The organism is Nocardia fodinahabitans (assembly GCF_052983615.1).
In genome coordinates, this window is record NZ_JBRJJC010000001.1 from 4,690,261 (window position 1) to 4,704,502 (window position 14,242).

Below are 14,242 nucleotides of genomic sequence, written 5' to 3' on the forward strand. Positions count from 1 at the left end.
CCGGACCAGTCGGCGCGGCCCCGGTAGTCGACGACAAAGGCCGCCCGCACCTTTCGGTGCGGGCGGCCTGAGCGGTAGAAAGGTCAGCGGGTGAAGAGCAGGGCCCGCTTGACTTCCTGGATGGCCTTGGTGACTTCGATGCCACGGGGGCACGCGTCGGTGCAGTTGAAGGTGGTGCGGCAGCGCCACACACCCTCGACGTCGTTGAGGATGTCGAGGCGCTCGCGGGCGGCTTCGTCACGGCTGTCGAAGATGAAGCGGTGGGCGTTCACGATCGCGGCCGGGCCGAAGTAGCTGCCATCGCTCCAGTACACGGGGCAGGAGGTGGTGCAGCAGGCGCACAGGATGCACTTGGTGGTGTCGTCGAAGCGGGCGCGGTCGTGCTGGCTCTGGATGCGCTCGCGGGTGGGCTCGTTACCCGAGGTGATCAGGTACGGCTTGACGGCACGGAACGCGTCGAAGAACGGCTCCATGTCGACCACGAGGTCCTTCTCCACGGGCAGGCCGCGGATCGGCTCGACGGTCATGGTGAGGGTCTTGTCGCCCTTGGGCAGCATGTCCTTCATCAGCACCTTGCAGGCCAGCCGGTTCACACCGTTGATCCGCATCGCGTCCGAACCGCACACGCCGTGGGCGCAGGAACGCCGGAAGGTGAGGGTGCCGTCCAGGTAGGACTTGATGTAGATCAGCACGTTGAGGAAGCGGTCGGTCGGCAGGACCGGCACCTGGAACGAATCCCAGTACGCGCCCTTGTCGTTCTCGGTGCTGAACCGGGCCACCTTGACGGTGACCATGACCGAGCCCTCGGGAACGGGAGCCGGCTTCTGCGTGGTGGGTTCGGCTACAGCAGTCATCAGTACTTACGCTCCATCGGCTCGTAGCGGGTCTGCACCACCGGCTTGAAGTCGAGGCGGATCTCGGAGATGAGCTCCGGACCCTCCTTGTAAGCCATCGTGTGCCGCATGAAGTTGACGTCGTCGCGGTCCGGGTAGTCCTCGCGGGCGTGGCCGCCACGCGATTCCTTGCGGTTGAGCGCGCCGACGACGGTGACCTCGGCCAGCTCGAGCAGGAAGCCCAGCTCGACGGCCTCGAGCAGGTCGCTGTTGTAGCGCTTGCCCTTGTCCTGCACCGTGATCCGGGTGTAACGCTCCTTGAGCGAGTGGATATCGGTGAGGGCCTGCTTGAGGGTGTCCTCGGTGCGGAACACGGCGGCGTTCATGTCCATCGTGTACTGCAGCTCGGTGCGGATGTCGGCAACGCGCTCGTTGCCGTTGTCGGACAGGATCAGCGTCAGCCAGTCCTGCACCATCTGCGCCGGATCCTCCGGCATCTCGACGAACTCGGTGCGCTGGGCGTACTCGGCGGCGGCGATGCCGGCGCGCCGACCGAAGACGTTGATGTCGAGCAGCGAGTTGGTGCCGAGGCGGTTCGCGCCGTGCACGGAGACACAGGCGCACTCACCGGCGGCGTACAGGCCGGGGACCACGTCGGTGTTGTTGCGCAGCACCTCGCCACGGATGCGGGTGGGGATGCCGCCCATCACGTAGTGGCAGGTCGGCATGACCGGCACGAGCTCCTTGACCGGGTCGACGCCCAGGTAGGTGCGCGCGAACTCGGTGATGTCGGGGAGCTTCTCCTCGAGCACGTCCTCGCCGAGGTGGGTCACGTCGATGTAGACGTAGTCCTTGTTCGGCCCGGCGCCCCGGCCTTCCAGCACCTCGAGCACCATCGAGCGGGCGACGATGTCACGCGGCGCGAGGTCCTTGATGGTGGGGGCGTAGCGCTCCATGAAGCGCTCACCGGAGGCGTTGCGCAGGATGCCACCCTCACCACGGACCGCCTCGGAGATGAGAATGCCCAGGCCGGCGAGGCCTGTCGGGTGGAACTGGTGGAACTCCATGTCCTCGAGCGGCAGGCCCTTGCGGAACACGATCGCCATGCCGTCACCGGTCAGCGTGTGCGCGTTCGAGGTGGTCTTGTACATCCGGCCCGAGCCGCCGGTGGCGAACACGATCGACTTCGCGTGGAAGACGTGGATCTCGCCGGTGGCCAGCTCGTAGGCGACGACGCCGGTGGCGACGGGGCCCCGCTCGGTATCGGTCATCACCAGGTCGAGCACGTAGAACTCGTTGTAGAACTCGACGTCGTGCTTGACGCAGTTCTGGTACAGCGTCTGCAGGATCATGTGACCGGTGCGGTCGGCGGCATAACACGCGCGACGCACGGGCGCCTTGCCGTGGTCACGGGTGTGGCCACCGAAACGACGCTGGTCGATCTTGCCCTCGGGCGTGCGGTTGAACGGCAGGCCCATCTTCTCCAGGTCCATGACCGCGTCGATGGCCTCCTTGGCCATGATCTCCGCGGCGTCCTGGTCGACCAGGTAGTCACCACCCTTGACGGTGTCGAAGGTGTGCCATTCCCAGTTGTCTTCTTCGACGTTGGCCAGCGCGGCGCACATGCCGCCCTGGGCCGCGCCGGTGTGGCTGCGGGTCGGGTACAGCTTGGTCAGGACCGCGGTGCGAGCCCGGGGACCGGCCTCGATCGCCGCGCGCATACCCGCGCCACCGGCGCCGACGATGACGACGTCGTAGCGATGCTCCTGAATCGGACGGGATTCACTCATGCGAGGTGGCCTGTTCCTAACCGGTGATGTTGGGGTCGAAGGTGAAGATGACGTACGTGCCGACGCTCATCACCAGGATCATCGAGACCACGAGGATGGTCTTGAGCCAGAACCGGGTGGAGTCCTTGCGGGAGTAGTCATCGATGACGGTCCGCAGACCGTTGCCGCCGTGCAGCTGTGCCAGCCAGAGCATGGTCAGGTCCCAGAACTGCCAGAACGGGCTGGACCAGCGACCGGCCACGAAGGCGAAGTTCAGGCGGTTCACGCCACCGTCGATCATCAGCATGATGAACATGTGGCCGAGCACCAGCACGATCAGCAGCAGGCCGGAGAAGCGCATGAACAGCCACGCGTACTTCTCGAAGTTGCTGCTCGACCTGGCCCGGGGGGAGCGGGGAGCGTCGAGGCTGGCCGGGCGGTCGTAGGACTTGCCGAGGACAGGTGCAGACATATCAGTGCTCCGTCAGCAGGTAGAAGAACTGGCGGCCGACGCCGGCGGCGGAGACCAGAACCCAGATGGTCAGCACGATCCACAGCATCTGCTTCTGGAAGCGCGGACCCTGCGACCAGAAGTCGACCAGGATCACGCGGACGCCGTTGAGCGCGTGGAACAGCACGCAGACGACCAGGCCCATCTCCATGAGCGCGACCAGCGGATTCTTGTACAGCTCGATCGCGTGGTCATAGGTATCGGGGTCGACCCGGACCAATGCCGTGTCCAGCACGTGCACGAAGAGGAAGAAGAAGATCGTGACACCGGTGATCCGGTGCAGCGCCCACGACCACATGCCAGGGTCGCCGCGGTACAGCGTCTTCCGCTTCGGCTGGGCCGGAGCCGGAGCTTCTATCGTGGTCATAGAGTGCGGTGCCTCCAACGTCGTTGATGGACCCGGTCACAGATCCGACGCCGGCGTGCGTGGAGAGGCAAATGCCCAGGTGGCTGCGCTGTGTTCGCGAGCGCTGGCCCGCCGCCGGGAACCTGAACCGATCTTCGGCTGACTCTAATCCTCTCTGTTTCGCGGAACTAATTCGGCGTGCCGTGCGTTGCGTGCGAATCGGCCGAGTTAGGTTTACCTTTCTCCTTGCCGGATACTGGTGCGAAGGCCCGTTTGTCGACGCGTTCGGCGGGATCGGCTGGAGGTTCGCGATGACCGAAATCGACTGGAATACCTTGCATGACATGGCAATTCGCGCTATGGGGTCCGCGTATGCCCCGTACTCGGGTTTCCCGGTCGGTGCCGCAGCTCTCACGGCGGACGGCCGAATTGTGAGCGGATGCAATGTGGAAAATGTCTCATATGGGCTAACCCTGTGTGCCGAATGTGTACTCGTCGGTAACTTATTCGCTTCGGGTGGGGGACGTCTTGTGGCCGTCTCGGTGACCGATTCCCGGGGCGAAATCCTGATGCCGTGCGGGCGCTGTCGTCAGCTGTTGTTCGAGCACGGCGGCGCGGAGTTGCTCGTCGACCACGCCGCGGGGCCCAAGGCGCTGAGCGAGCTGCTGCCGTACGCGTTCGGGCCCGACGATCTCGCGGCCGGGCGGAGTGGCAAAGCCCCGTAACCACTGATTTAGTGGGCACATGGGTAACTCGTCGGGGACGAACGACCGCTCCACCCACCTGCCGCCTGCCGCCGACGGAAGTCCGTCCGCGCGGGTGTCCGGCCAGGAGGCGCGGGGAGGTGGCCACAGCGCGATATCGGTCATTACCACCAAACGAGATGGCGGTGAGCTGTCCGACGCGCAGATCGACTGGGTGGTGGATGGCTTCACCCGGGGGATCGTCGCCGACGAGCAGATGTCGGCGCTGGCCATGGCGATTCTGTGGCGGGGGATGACCCGGCGCGAGACCGCCCGCTGGACGGCGGCGATGATCGGCTCGGGCAGCCGGATGGATTTCACCGACCTGCCCCGGCCCACCGTCGACAAGCATTCGACCGGCGGGGTCGGCGACAAGATCACGCTGCCGCTCGCCCCGCTGGTGGCGGCCTGTGGCGCCGCGGTACCGCAGCTGTCGGGTCGTGGGCTCGGGCACACCGGCGGCACGCTGGACAAACTCGAGTCGATCCCGGGCTGGCAGGCCGACGTCACCGTGCCGCGGATGCGCGAGATCCTGGCCGACCCCGCGATCGGCGCGGTGGTGTGCGCGGCGGGCGCCGACCTGGCCCCGGCCGACAAGCGCCTCTACGCGCTGCGCGATGTCACCGGCACGGTCGAGTCGATCCCGCTGATCGCGAGTTCGATCATGAGCAAGAAGATCGCCGAGGGCACGGCGGCGCTCGTTCTGGACGTGAAGGTGGGCTCCGGCGCCTTCCTCAAGACCATCGACGGCGCGCGCGAGCTGGCGACCGCGATGGTCGAGCTGGGTCGGGACGCGGGGGTGAACACCGTCGCGCTGCTCACCGCGATGGACACCCCGCTGGGCCGGACCGCGGGCAACGCGCTCGAGGTGGCGGAATCGGTGGAGGTGCTCGCCGGTGGTGGACCAGCTGACGTGGTCGAGCTGACGCTGACGCTGGCCCGCGAGATGGTCGCCCAGGCCGGGCTGCATGTCGACCCCGCCGAGGTGCTGGCCGACGGCCGGGCCATGGACCACTGGCGCGCGATGATCCAGGCCCAGGGCGGCGACCCCGACGCGCCGCTGCCGGTGGCGCGGCATACCGAGGTCGTGCGGGCCGGGTCCACCGGGGTGCTCACCCGGCTCGACGCGATGGGCGTCGGCATCGCCGCCTGGCGACTCGGCGCCGGTCGTGCCCGTCAGGGTGAACAGGTGCAGGCGGGGGCGGGGATCGAGATGCACGCCAAGCCCGGCGACGCCGTGGTGGCCGGGCAGTCGCTGCTCACCCTGCACACCGATACCCCGGAGGCCTTCGACGGAGCTCTGGCGGCTCTCGTGGACGCCGTGACGGTCGAACCGGACTCCGAGGCGAAGCCGGGGGAACTGGTCCTCGGCCGGATCGGCTGAAACAACGGCGGCATCGGCGACCGAGCCAAGCCGACCCCCGGCAACGACAGGTTTCACAGGCATTTGTCGGGGACGGGCGTGCCTGTTCACCTCCCGTACCGGTGGCCGCCGACGAATCGATAGCGGCTCTTGATCTGGCTGGGAGACGCGGAGCGGCGGAGCGGCTACCGTCTAAACATGACTGGACCGGCGCCCCTGGACCTTGCTTCGATCCGACGCGCACCGAAGGCTTTGCTGCACGATCACCTCGACGGTGGTCTGCGGCCCGCGACGGTGCTGGAACTCGCCGCCGACTGCGGCTACGACGAATTACCCGCCCACGATGCGCAGAGTCTGGGGGCGTGGTTCCGCGACGCCGCCGACAGCGGATCGCTGGAGCGGTATCTGGAAACCTTCGCCCACACGGTCGCCGTGATGCAGACCCCCGAGGGGTTGCGGCGCGTGGCCCGCGAATGCGCGATCGACCTCGCCGCCGACGGCGTGGTCTATGCCGAGGTGCGATTCGCGCCCGAACAGCACCTGGAGAAGGGCCTGACCCTCGACGAGGTCGTCGAGCACACCATCGCCGGCTTCCGCGAGGGCGAGGCGATCGCGGCCGAACAGGGCAATGTCATCCGGGTGACGTGTCTGCTCACCGCGATGCGGCACGCCGCCAGATCCAGGGAGATCGCCGAGCTCACGGTGCGCTTCCGCGATCGCGGCGTCGGCGGCTTCGACATCGCGGGCGCCGAGGCGGGCTTCCCGCCCACCCGCCATCTCGACGCCTTCGAATACCTGCGAGCCAATCACGCGCACTTCACGATTCACGCGGGTGAGGCGTTCGGCTTGCCGTCGATCCACGAGGCGCTGGCGTTCTGCGTCTGTGATCGGCTCGGCCACGGCGTGCGCATCACCGACGACATCACCGTGCCGGGCAATATCGAGGATGCCCAGCTCGGCCTGGTCGCCAGCTATGTGCGTGACATGCGCGTGCCGCTGGAACTGTGTCCGTCGTCGAATGTGCAGACCGGCGCGGTGCCTTCGCTGGACAAGCACCCGTTCGACCTGCTCGCGCGCCTGCGCTTCCGGGTCACCGTCAACACCGACAACCGGCTGATGAGCGACACCACCATGAGCGCGGAGATGCTCAAACTGGTGGAGACCTTCGGCTACGGCTGGAGCGACCTGGAGCGCTTCACCATCAACGCGATGAAGTCGGCGTTCATCCCGTTCCCCGACCGGCTGAAGATCATCGACGAGGTGATCAAGCCGGGCTACGCCGTATTGCTCGGGTGAAACGCGAACAGGGACGGTGCCGGATCGGCACCGCCCCTGTTTCGCCGGGCGTTATTCCTGGGTGAGCCGCGCTTCGAACGCACGCTGCAGGTCGCGGAACTGCTGCGCCTCCGCGGCGAACGGCGGGTTGGGTGCCATCCGGTTGGGGTCCGGATTCAGCAGGTAGGAGACATACCAGCCGAGCGGGTTCGACTGTGCCAGCGCCTGTTCCACGCTGTCGTCGTCGGCGTAGTCGGCGGCGTCGCTGAACAGTTCGACGGCCAGGTCGAGCTGTTCGATGTCGACCGCCTCCGGGCCCTCGGCCAGATCGTCGACCAGGCCGGTCAGCACGTAGACGTTCTCGTCGGTCACCTCGACCTCGAGCGAACCGTCCACCGCCGCGGTCTGCACCTCGGCGAAGGTGGAGACCCGGGACAGCTCGTGCTCGTGATCGTCGGCCAGGTAGCGGGCCAGCGCGCGCTCGGAACCGAAGACCGTGATGGTGCGGCCGTCGCCGAGGAAGATCGGCTCGTCGTCGAGGTAGCAGCGCAGGGTGAAGTGCTCGCCGTCGGAGGTGACGATCTTGACCGGGTCGATGCCGACCTCGTGCCAGAAGGAGTCATCCTCTTCGTCGTCCTCGGCGTCGAGGTCGACGCTCTCGAACTCCTCGTCCTCCTCGGCGACGTCGTCGGCGTCGACCTCGTTCTCCTCGGCGGCCAGCAGCTCGGCCTCGGCGACGGCGACCGCTGCCGCGTCGACCTCGGGCGTGCTGACGACACTGTCGATCGCGTCGAGCACGTCGTCCCAGCCCTTGACGATGGCCGCGCCGACCTGGTCCCACAGCTCCTCGCCGTCGCGACCGACGAAGGTGCTCGCCCCGCTGGCCAGCGCGCCCAGCACCGGGTTGGACCCGAAGAACTTGGTCACCACGTCGAGCTCGCACACCTCGCCGATGTTGCGCACCATCGCCAGGGTGTCCTCGAGCTCGCCGACGACATCGACATCCGGGTCGCCCGCGGCCAGCTCGGGCACGGCGACCAGATCGAAGCTGAAGTTCTCCTCCGGCTCCAGCTCGGCGGCCGAGAGAGCGGCGATGATCGCCCAGGACGGGTGGTCGACGAGGTCGTTGTCGGAGTTGGTGCGGATGAACGCCGCCAGCTCCGCAACGGACTCGAATCCGTAGAGGTCGTCCTCGTGACCGAGGAACGCCTCCCACTCGTCGTCACCGTCGCGCCAGCGCGGTGCCCACAGGGTGACGAGATCGCCATCGGTCAGACCGAGCTCGATCGGGACGATGTCTCCAGAAGCCATGACGCGAAGCCTATCGACCTTCAGCGCCGGGCACTATCCGGCCCGGGTGCAAATTGCTCCGACCCCTGCGGCGCGGACCCGGTGAGCGATTCGTTCAGTGTCGCAATGATGTTGGAACGGGCCGCGCCGGCGGTCTCGGTGGCCTGTTTGCACGCCGTCAGGATCAGCTGCGCGGCCTCGGTGGGCGCCAGCGCGGTGATCCCCTCGTCCAGTGACAGCGCGACCAGTGCGCCGTCGCTGTTGACCTCGGCCGTGACGAGTCCGTCTTCGGTGGTGAAGCGCCCGTTGACCTGCTTCAACCCGTACAGCGCCGCCTCCAGCGCCTCGAGTTTTCCGGTCACCCCGGCGACCAGGGCATCCATTTCCGCGCTCACAGTGGCCTCATCCAACTCGTCTGACCGGTGTCGGCGTCATCGATGCGATCGAGCTCGTCGACCGCCTGGCGCCGGGTGGGCAGGTTCATCCGGTCCAGCAGGTGATCCGGGATCTCGGCCTGCTCGCTGTAGATCTCGCGCAGGCGGGCCGCGGCGGCGATGGTCGAGCGCCTGGTCAGGCGCAGGATCTCATCGGCGAGCGCCTGGGCACCGTACTGGTACTCGCTGCGTTCGAACTTGATCGCGATCGGCAGGCCCATGCTGGTCGCGCGGACCGAGATCGTGCCGGACCGGTTGGTGCTGACCGCGGATTCCACATTGGGAACCTCGGGGATCGGCGTGCCGGTCATGCGGTCGGCCTGTAGAAGCCGTAGAACTCCATGCCACTGTTCTCCGTTCGGATGGAACTGATCGAGACGGGATCGCCCGCCTCGACGAGCTGCCCGTTGCCGACCACCATGGCGACGTGGCCGTCCCAGACGGCCAGGTCGCCCGGCATCAGATCACCGGGGGATACCTGAGGATGTCCGATGTGCTGTTCCTGCGCGAGCCGGGGCAGATCGACCCCGGCCTCGCCGTAGGCGTACTGGGTCAGGCCACTGCAGTCGATGCCGGAGCCCGGACTGTTGCCGCCCCACACGTACGGGGTGCCGACGGCGCTGATCGCCGAGCGGACCGCGGTCGCGGCCTCCTCGTTGGGCGCTTCCACGGTGCTGCCGTCGGGCAGGGTGATCTTGACGCCGGTGCCGGTCGATCCGGTCGAGGATCCCGACGACGACCCGGTCGAGGTCTTGCTGCCGTTGTTCGTGGTGCCGGTGGTGGTCGACTTCGAGCTGCTCGAGGTGCCGCTCAGCGCGCTCGACAGGCCCGAGGAGACGGCGCTGAGCACCGAACCGCCGGTACCCGACAGCAGGCTCGACGCCGAGGACGCGAGGCTGGAGATACCCGAGGACGAGCTCGCCAGCGACGTGCTCGACGGCGCCGGGGTGAGCTCCTGGATCGCCGCGGTCTGCGTGCCCAGCTCCTCCTCCACCCGGCTGACGACGCCGAGACCCTGACCGATGTGGTCGATCGCCGAGCTGACCACGGCGGCCAGGCCCACGGGGGTGGCCAGGGTGGGGCTCAGCGCCGAGACATCGGCGAGGAACGAATTGACGATGGTGTCGAGATCCTTCTGCCCGGTCTCCACGTAGGCCGCCGCCTGGTCGACGACCGTTGCCATCTCGTTGCCGGTGTCGGACAGGGTCGCCGAGGAGGTCTGCACGCGCAGCGCCTTGGAGGTGGCGGCGTCGACGGCCATGCCGTCCCAGGCGGTGTTCACGTTGTTGATGCTGTTGCGACCGAGCTCGTAGATCTGGTCGAGATTGGTCGAGGTGGAGCGCAGGCCGTCGGAGGCGCCGTCGGTGCCGAGTACGCCGGTGCCGAAGCTGGACAGCAGATCGAGCAGGGGCTGGGCCAGTCCGCTGAGGTCGATCATGCCTCGGTGCCGATCTCGCCCGCGGCCGAGCCGAGCCCGCCCGCGAAGTCGGCGTCGGTGTCGACAAGGGTGGTGGCCGCGCTCGCGGTCGCCGCGCTCATGCTCGCCATGACCGCGGAGAGCTGACCGATCGCGGCGACATGACCGGCGTGCGCCGCCGAGTACGCGGCGACGAAATCGCCGCCGATCAGGCCCATGATCGGGCCGAGCAGGCCGGGAGCCGAGGCGATCGATCCGGCGACCGCCGTCGCCAGGTCGGTGGACATGACCCCCGCGGTCGCGCTGTAGGCGACGATGCCCTCCGCATCGGCCGACATCTTAGTCATCGAACTTCCCCCAATCCTCGAGTTCCCGGGCAGAGTACGTCACTCCATTGCTTGGACGCACCGAGGCCGCATTCGGTTCCCTCGACCGCGAAAATTTCCCCAGCAGCCGTACCCGGAGCGCCTGGTGACCCTATCGTTTTTTCATGCGCACCGACACCGTCGATCACCCGCTGGCCGCGACCCTGCTGAGCACCATGCGGGACGCCCGTACCGACAACGCCGCGTTCCGCACGGCATTGCGCGACCTCACCGGCATTCTCATGTACGAGGCGCTGCGCGACGCGCCGGTCGTGCGTGAGCCGATCGACACGCCGGTGGCGGTCACCGAGGGCGTCCGGCTGGCCGCGCCGCCGCTGCTGGTTCCGGTGCTGCGCGCCGGCCTCGGCATGGTCTACGCCGCCGCCGATCTCGTGCCCCAGGCCCGGGTCGGTTTCGTCGGCATCGCCCGCGACGAGGACACCCACCAGCCGGTGCCCTACCTGGAATCGCTGCCCGCCGACCTGACCGGTCTGCCCGTCTTCGTCCTCGACCCGATGCTCGCCACCGGCGGCTCGATGCGCCACACCCTCGAACTCCTCGTCGCCCGCGGCGCCACCGACATCACCGCCGTCTGCGTCGTCTCCGCCCCCGAAGGCGTTGCCGCCCTGGCCGGCTCCGGCCTGCCGGTCCGCCTCGTCACCGCCGCCGTCGACGAGAAACTCAACGAGAACGCCTACATCGTCCCCGGCCTCGGCGACGCGGGCGACCGCCAATTCGGACCGCGCTGAAATCCTGTCGCTGACCGGCGATCTGTGTCATTCTGCCGCTATGGGGAGTGCGGACAGCAGCGGGGACGAACCGGTCGATCGGGTCTACGCCAATGTGCTGGAGTGGGTCTCGGGGTACTTTGCCTGGCTGGTCGGTGACACCGTGGGATACCGGCCGGGCGAGCAGGTGCACTGGTGCCCCGAATGGTGGCGGCACGCCGGTGCGGTGGTCCGGCTCGATGCGTTGTGGCAGGCATGGGAGGAACTGCGGCTCGGCGGCGGGTTCGGCCTCAGCGTGTGGTTCCTCGATCACGCGGATCCGCATGTCCGCGTACTGCTCTCGTCGTCGGGGCCGTTCCGGCAGTGCTCGATCGAGCGCGGCCACCGCTCCACATCGCCACTGCCGATCGCCGAGATGTCACCGGCGGATCGGGGAGTCTTCGAGGATCCGACGGTGCACGGCACCCGGTGACGTGGGCGGCCGCTGGTTCGGGCCGCGCTGACCGGTGATCACGAGCGCGGGCGCGCGAACAACTCCAGATGGTTGCAGTTGCCGCACCGGAAGGCTTCGACATACCACCGGGTCCGGCCCATGCGTTTCGCGCCGCCGAACACCCCGTGCTCCAGCGGGCCTTCGATCCATCGGGTGTCACCGCGCGAGGACTCGCCGGAGTCCTCGAGAAAGCCGGGGTAGAGCTTCGTTTCACCGCACTGCGAGCATCGCACCACGGCTACTGTGCCAGAGTCCGGCAAAACACGCCCAGCTCCGAGAGGCGATGCTCGGCTCGGCGTTTCGCCTCGGGGAGGCGATCGCGCTCCGCTACGGGTGCGAAGACCTCCAGGTAGCACTTGAGTTTCGGTTCGGTGCCCGACGGGCGGACGACGATGCGGAAATCGTCGGCGTCGAAGATCAGGGCGTCGGTGCGCATCCGGCCGCGGACCTGAGCCTGGTCGGTGAATTTCACCGGCGTGCCCGCGATCTCGCTGGGCGGGTCGGCGCGCAAAGCGGCGGTGAGCATGCTCGCCGCGGCCTGGTCGGGGAGGCGCAGGGAGACCTGGTCACCCGCGTGCAGGCCGAATTCGACCGCGTAGGAATCGAGTTCGTCCTGGAGGGTGCGGCCGTCGGCCTTCAGCAGGGCGACGAGGTCGGCGGCCGCGACGGCGGCGGAGATGCCGTCCTTGTCGCGGACGGTGGCCGGGTCGACGCAGTGGCCGATGGCTTCCTCGTAGGCGTAGACGAGTCCTTCGCCCGCCCTGGCCAGCCATTTGAAGCCGGTGAGGGTCTCGGCGTAGCGGGCGGAGCGGGCCGGAGCCAGCTTCGAGAGCAGCCGTGAGGAGACGATGGTGGTGGCGACCAAGGGGTCGCCGGTTGCGGTGCGCAGGACATAATCGGCCAGCAGGACACCGGTTTCGTCGCCGCGTAGCATGTGCCAGCCATCGGCGCCCGGCACCCCGAGGGCGCACCGATCCGCGTCGGGGTCGAGGGCTATGGCCAGGTCGGCGTCCACCCGCTCGGCCAGCGCAAGCAGCAGATCGGCCGCGCCGGGCTCCTCGGGATTCGGGAACGCGACGGTGGGGAAGTCGGGGTCGGGGGCGAACTGCTCGTCGACGACGTGCACATCGGTGAACCCGGCGGCGGCCAGCGCCCGCACCGCGAGCTCACCACCGACGCCGTGCAGCGCGGTCAGCGCGATCCGCACCGGAGCCCGCTCGCCCGCGCCGCCGAGCACGCCGGGCAGCTCGGCGACCCGCGCCAGATAGCGGTCGACCAGTTCCGCGCCGGACGGGGAAACAGACTCCCGCGCAACAGGTTCGGCGACCGCCTCGATGCACCGCTCGATCTCGGTGTCGGCAGGCGCGATCAACTGGGATCCGCCGTCGAGGTACACCTTGTAGCCGTTGTCGGCGGGCGGATTGTGCGACGCGGTGATCTGCACCCCGGCCACCGCACCCAGCTGCCGGACCGCGAACGCCACCACCGGTGTCGGCACCGGCTCGGGCAGCAGCGTCACCGGAAAGCCCGCCGCCGTGAAGATCTCGGCGGTCGCGGTGGCGAACTCGGCCGACCCGTGCCGGGCATCGCGCCCGACGACAACGGCGCCGCCACCCAGGCACCGCTCGCGCAGCCAGGCCGCGACACCGGCGCTCGCCCGCGACACCGTGGTCACGTTCATGCCGTCCGGGCCCTCGCGCAGCGGTCCACGCAGGCCCGCGGTTCCGAAGCGCAGCATCTACACGCGCTCCAGGATCCCGCGCAGCAGCTTGCCGAGCCGGGGCGCGGCGGCCTGCCCCTCGGCGAGCACCTCCGCGTGCGACAGGTGCTGACCGGTGACACCGGCCGCGAGGTTGGTGACCAGCGAGATGCCGAGCACCTTCGCGCCGCGCGAGCGCGCCTCGATCGCCTCGAGCACCGTCGACATGCCGACCAGGTCGGCGCCGATCGTGGCCAGCATGCGGATCTCGGCGGGCGTCTCGTACTGCGGGCCGGTGAGCCCGGCGTAGACGCCCTCGGTCAGGCTGGGGTCGATCTCCCTGGCGAGGGCGCGCAGTTCGGGGTCCCAGGCGTCGACCAGGTCGACGAAACGGGCGCCTTCCAGCGGCGTGCGCGCGGTGAGGTTGAGGTGATCGGCGATGAGCACCGGCTCGCCGACCTGCAGGCCGGGCCGGATCCCGCCCGCGGCATTGGTGAGCAGCACGATCTCGGCACCCGCCGCGATCGCCGCCGTCACCGGGTGCACCACCTGCTGCGGCGAGTAGCCCTCGTACAGGTGCTGACGGCCCATCAGCAGCAGCACGTGGTTGTCGTTGACGGTGACCGAATGCACCATGCCGCCGTGGCCCTGCGCGCTGGGTTTACCGAAGCCGGGTAACTCCGGCATGGCGATCGAGGCGTGCGGTGCGCCGATCTCGGCGGCTGCCTCCTGCCACCCCGATCCCAGCACCACGGCCACGCGATGACGCGGCACTCCCGTACGTTCGGCGATCGCCTGAGCGGCCTGTTCGGCAAGCATGGGCTGAAGTGTAGGCGGCGCGGGCGCCGCGTGTTCGCGGCCCGAGGGGCCGCCGGTCAGGTGCCGGGGCTTGCTCCTTCGTCGCCTGCGCCCCGGCACCTGACCGGCGACCCGGCCGCGAACCGGCCGCTGCGCGGCCGCCCCTCCTCGGGGTCGG

The 14,242-nt window shown here is 68.6% G+C and carries 17 protein-coding genes; 5 read left to right on the forward strand and 12 right to left on the reverse strand.

The features are described from left to right. Positions 1–83 precede the first annotated feature (83 nt). The 4 genes from NV348_RS21775 to sdhC are packed head-to-tail and all read right to left on the reverse strand — an operon-like array spanning position 84 to position 3,480. Positions 84–854 carry a succinate dehydrogenase iron-sulfur subunit gene (locus NV348_RS21775; protein ID WP_189030851.1) on the reverse strand — a complete coding sequence of 257 codons (771 nt, stop codon included), beginning with the start codon at positions 852–854 and terminating at the stop codon, positions 84–86. Beyond that, positions 854–2,623 (reverse strand): succinate dehydrogenase flavoprotein subunit, encoded by a 1,770-nt coding sequence (gene sdhA, locus NV348_RS21780; protein ID WP_447148548.1) that lies wholly within the window; start codon positions 2,621–2,623, stop codon positions 854–856. Before sdhA ends, NV348_RS21775 begins: the two co-directional genes overlap by 1 nt. 16 nt (positions 2,624–2,639) lie before the next feature. Continuing rightward, positions 2,640–3,074: a succinate dehydrogenase hydrophobic membrane anchor subunit gene (locus tag NV348_RS21785; protein WP_447148549.1), complete on the reverse strand. Its 435-nt coding sequence runs from the start codon at positions 3,072–3,074 to the stop codon at positions 2,640–2,642. A 1-nt stretch (position 3,075) separates the two neighbouring features. Beyond that, complete coding sequence (sdhC, locus tag NV348_RS21790) at positions 3,076–3,480, reverse strand: succinate dehydrogenase, cytochrome b556 subunit (protein ID WP_447148550.1); 405 nt, start codon at positions 3,478–3,480, stop codon at positions 3,076–3,078. Between the two features lie 290 nt (positions 3,481–3,770). Between sdhC and NV348_RS21795 the strand changes: the two genes are divergently transcribed. The 3 genes from NV348_RS21795 (at position 3,771) to NV348_RS21805 (ending at position 6,861) form a co-directional block, all read left to right on the forward strand. Then, on the forward strand, positions 3,771–4,184 hold the full coding sequence (locus NV348_RS21795) for a cytidine deaminase (protein WP_447148551.1): 414 nt from the start codon (positions 3,771–3,773) through the stop codon (positions 4,182–4,184). 19 nt (positions 4,185–4,203) lie between these two features. Beyond that, entirely contained in the window at positions 4,204–5,586 is a 1,383-nt protein-coding gene (locus NV348_RS21800; RefSeq protein WP_447148552.1) for a thymidine phosphorylase, read from the forward strand. Positions 5,587–5,763: 177 nt separating this feature from the next. Next, entirely contained in the window at positions 5,764–6,861 is a 1,098-nt protein-coding gene (locus NV348_RS21805) for an adenosine deaminase (RefSeq protein ID WP_447148553.1), read from the forward strand. 51 nt (positions 6,862–6,912) lie between these two features. Here the strand turns inward: NV348_RS21805 and NV348_RS21810 are convergent, their stop codons facing one another. Genes NV348_RS21810 through NV348_RS21830 form a run of 5 tightly spaced genes read right to left on the reverse strand, consistent with a single transcriptional unit; the run spans position 6,913 to position 10,328 of the window. Then, positions 6,913–8,151: a SatS C-terminal domain-containing protein gene (locus NV348_RS21810; RefSeq protein WP_447148554.1), complete on the reverse strand. Its 1,239-nt coding sequence runs from the start codon at positions 8,149–8,151 to the stop codon at positions 6,913–6,915. Between the two features lie 20 nt (positions 8,152–8,171). Continuing rightward, the gene (locus NV348_RS21815) at positions 8,172–8,525 is read right to left on the reverse strand and encodes a YbaB/EbfC family nucleoid-associated protein (protein ID WP_447148555.1); all 354 of its coding nucleotides are present in this window, start codon (positions 8,523–8,525) and stop codon (positions 8,172–8,174) included. Next, positions 8,522–8,875, reverse strand: a complete 354-nt coding sequence (locus NV348_RS21820; protein WP_218717692.1) for a hypothetical protein — start codon at positions 8,873–8,875, stop codon at positions 8,522–8,524. The genes NV348_RS21815 and NV348_RS21820 overlap by 4 nt, the downstream gene beginning before the upstream one ends. Continuing rightward, positions 8,872–10,002: a C40 family peptidase gene (locus NV348_RS21825; protein ID WP_447148556.1), complete on the reverse strand. Its 1,131-nt coding sequence runs from the start codon at positions 10,000–10,002 to the stop codon at positions 8,872–8,874. The genes NV348_RS21820 and NV348_RS21825 overlap by 4 nt, the downstream gene beginning before the upstream one ends. Further along, positions 9,999–10,328: a type VII secretion target gene (locus tag NV348_RS21830; RefSeq protein ID WP_447148557.1), complete on the reverse strand. Its 330-nt coding sequence runs from the start codon at positions 10,326–10,328 to the stop codon at positions 9,999–10,001. Before NV348_RS21830 ends, NV348_RS21825 begins: the two co-directional genes overlap by 4 nt. Positions 10,329–10,471: 143 nt before the next feature. Between NV348_RS21830 and upp the strand changes: the two genes are divergently transcribed. Then, complete coding sequence (gene upp / locus NV348_RS21835) at positions 10,472–11,095, forward strand: uracil phosphoribosyltransferase (protein WP_447148558.1); 624 nt, start codon at positions 10,472–10,474, stop codon at positions 11,093–11,095. A gap of 40 nt (positions 11,096–11,135) precedes the next feature. Next, the gene (locus NV348_RS21840) at positions 11,136–11,546 is read left to right on the forward strand and encodes a DUF4913 domain-containing protein (protein WP_447148559.1); all 411 of its coding nucleotides are present in this window, start codon (positions 11,136–11,138) and stop codon (positions 11,544–11,546) included. Between the two features lie 38 nt (positions 11,547–11,584). Here NV348_RS21840 and NV348_RS21845 read toward each other — a convergent pair whose 3' ends face one another. From NV348_RS21845 to NV348_RS21855, 3 genes are read right to left on the reverse strand one after another with little or no spacing between them, the layout of a single operon-like run. Continuing rightward, positions 11,585–11,800, reverse strand: coding sequence for a hypothetical protein (locus tag NV348_RS21845; RefSeq protein WP_447148560.1), 216 nt, complete (start codon positions 11,798–11,800; stop codon positions 11,585–11,587). A 5-nt stretch (positions 11,801–11,805) separates the two neighbouring features. Then, positions 11,806–13,305, reverse strand: a complete 1,500-nt coding sequence (locus NV348_RS21850; protein ID WP_447148561.1) for a phospho-sugar mutase — start codon at positions 13,303–13,305, stop codon at positions 11,806–11,808. Next, entirely contained in the window at positions 13,306–14,085 is a 780-nt protein-coding gene (locus NV348_RS21855) for a purine-nucleoside phosphorylase (RefSeq protein ID WP_447148562.1), read from the reverse strand. Between the last annotated feature and the right edge of the window lie 157 nt (positions 14,086–14,242).

Coding starts and splice junctions, on each gene's coding strand:
- NV348_RS21820 (WP_218717692.1), bottom strand. CDS start 8,875: ATGACCGGCACGCCGATCCCCGAGGTTCCCAATGTGGAATCCGCGGTC.
- NV348_RS21805 (WP_447148553.1), top strand. CDS start 5,764: ATGACTGGACCGGCGCCCCTGGACCTTGCTTCGATCCGACGCGCACCG.
- NV348_RS21850 (WP_447148561.1), bottom strand. CDS start 13,305: ATGCTGCGCTTCGGAACCGCGGGCCTGCGTGGACCGCTGCGCGAGGGC.
- NV348_RS21810 (WP_447148554.1), bottom strand. CDS start 8,151: ATGGCTTCTGGAGACATCGTCCCGATCGAGCTCGGTCTGACCGATGGC.
- sdhC (WP_447148550.1), bottom strand. CDS start 3,480: ATGACCACGATAGAAGCTCCGGCTCCGGCCCAGCCGAAGCGGAAGACG.
- sdhA (WP_447148548.1), bottom strand. CDS start 2,623: ATGAGTGAATCCCGTCCGATTCAGGAGCATCGCTACGACGTCGTCATC.
- NV348_RS21795 (WP_447148551.1), top strand. CDS start 3,771: ATGACCGAAATCGACTGGAATACCTTGCATGACATGGCAATTCGCGCT.
- NV348_RS21800 (WP_447148552.1), top strand. CDS start 4,204: ATGGGTAACTCGTCGGGGACGAACGACCGCTCCACCCACCTGCCGCCT.
- NV348_RS21785 (WP_447148549.1), bottom strand. CDS start 3,074: ATGTCTGCACCTGTCCTCGGCAAGTCCTACGACCGCCCGGCCAGCCTC.
- upp (WP_447148558.1), top strand. CDS start 10,472: ATGCGCACCGACACCGTCGATCACCCGCTGGCCGCGACCCTGCTGAGC.
- NV348_RS21830 (WP_447148557.1), bottom strand. CDS start 10,328: ATGACTAAGATGTCGGCCGATGCGGAGGGCATCGTCGCCTACAGCGCG.
- NV348_RS21855 (WP_447148562.1), bottom strand. CDS start 14,085: ATGCTTGCCGAACAGGCCGCTCAGGCGATCGCCGAACGTACGGGAGTG.
- NV348_RS21775 (WP_189030851.1), bottom strand. CDS start 854: ATGACTGCTGTAGCCGAACCCACCACGCAGAAGCCGGCTCCCGTTCCC.
- NV348_RS21840 (WP_447148559.1), top strand. CDS start 11,136: ATGGGGAGTGCGGACAGCAGCGGGGACGAACCGGTCGATCGGGTCTAC.
- NV348_RS21825 (WP_447148556.1), bottom strand. CDS start 10,002: ATGATCGACCTCAGCGGACTGGCCCAGCCCCTGCTCGATCTGCTGTCC.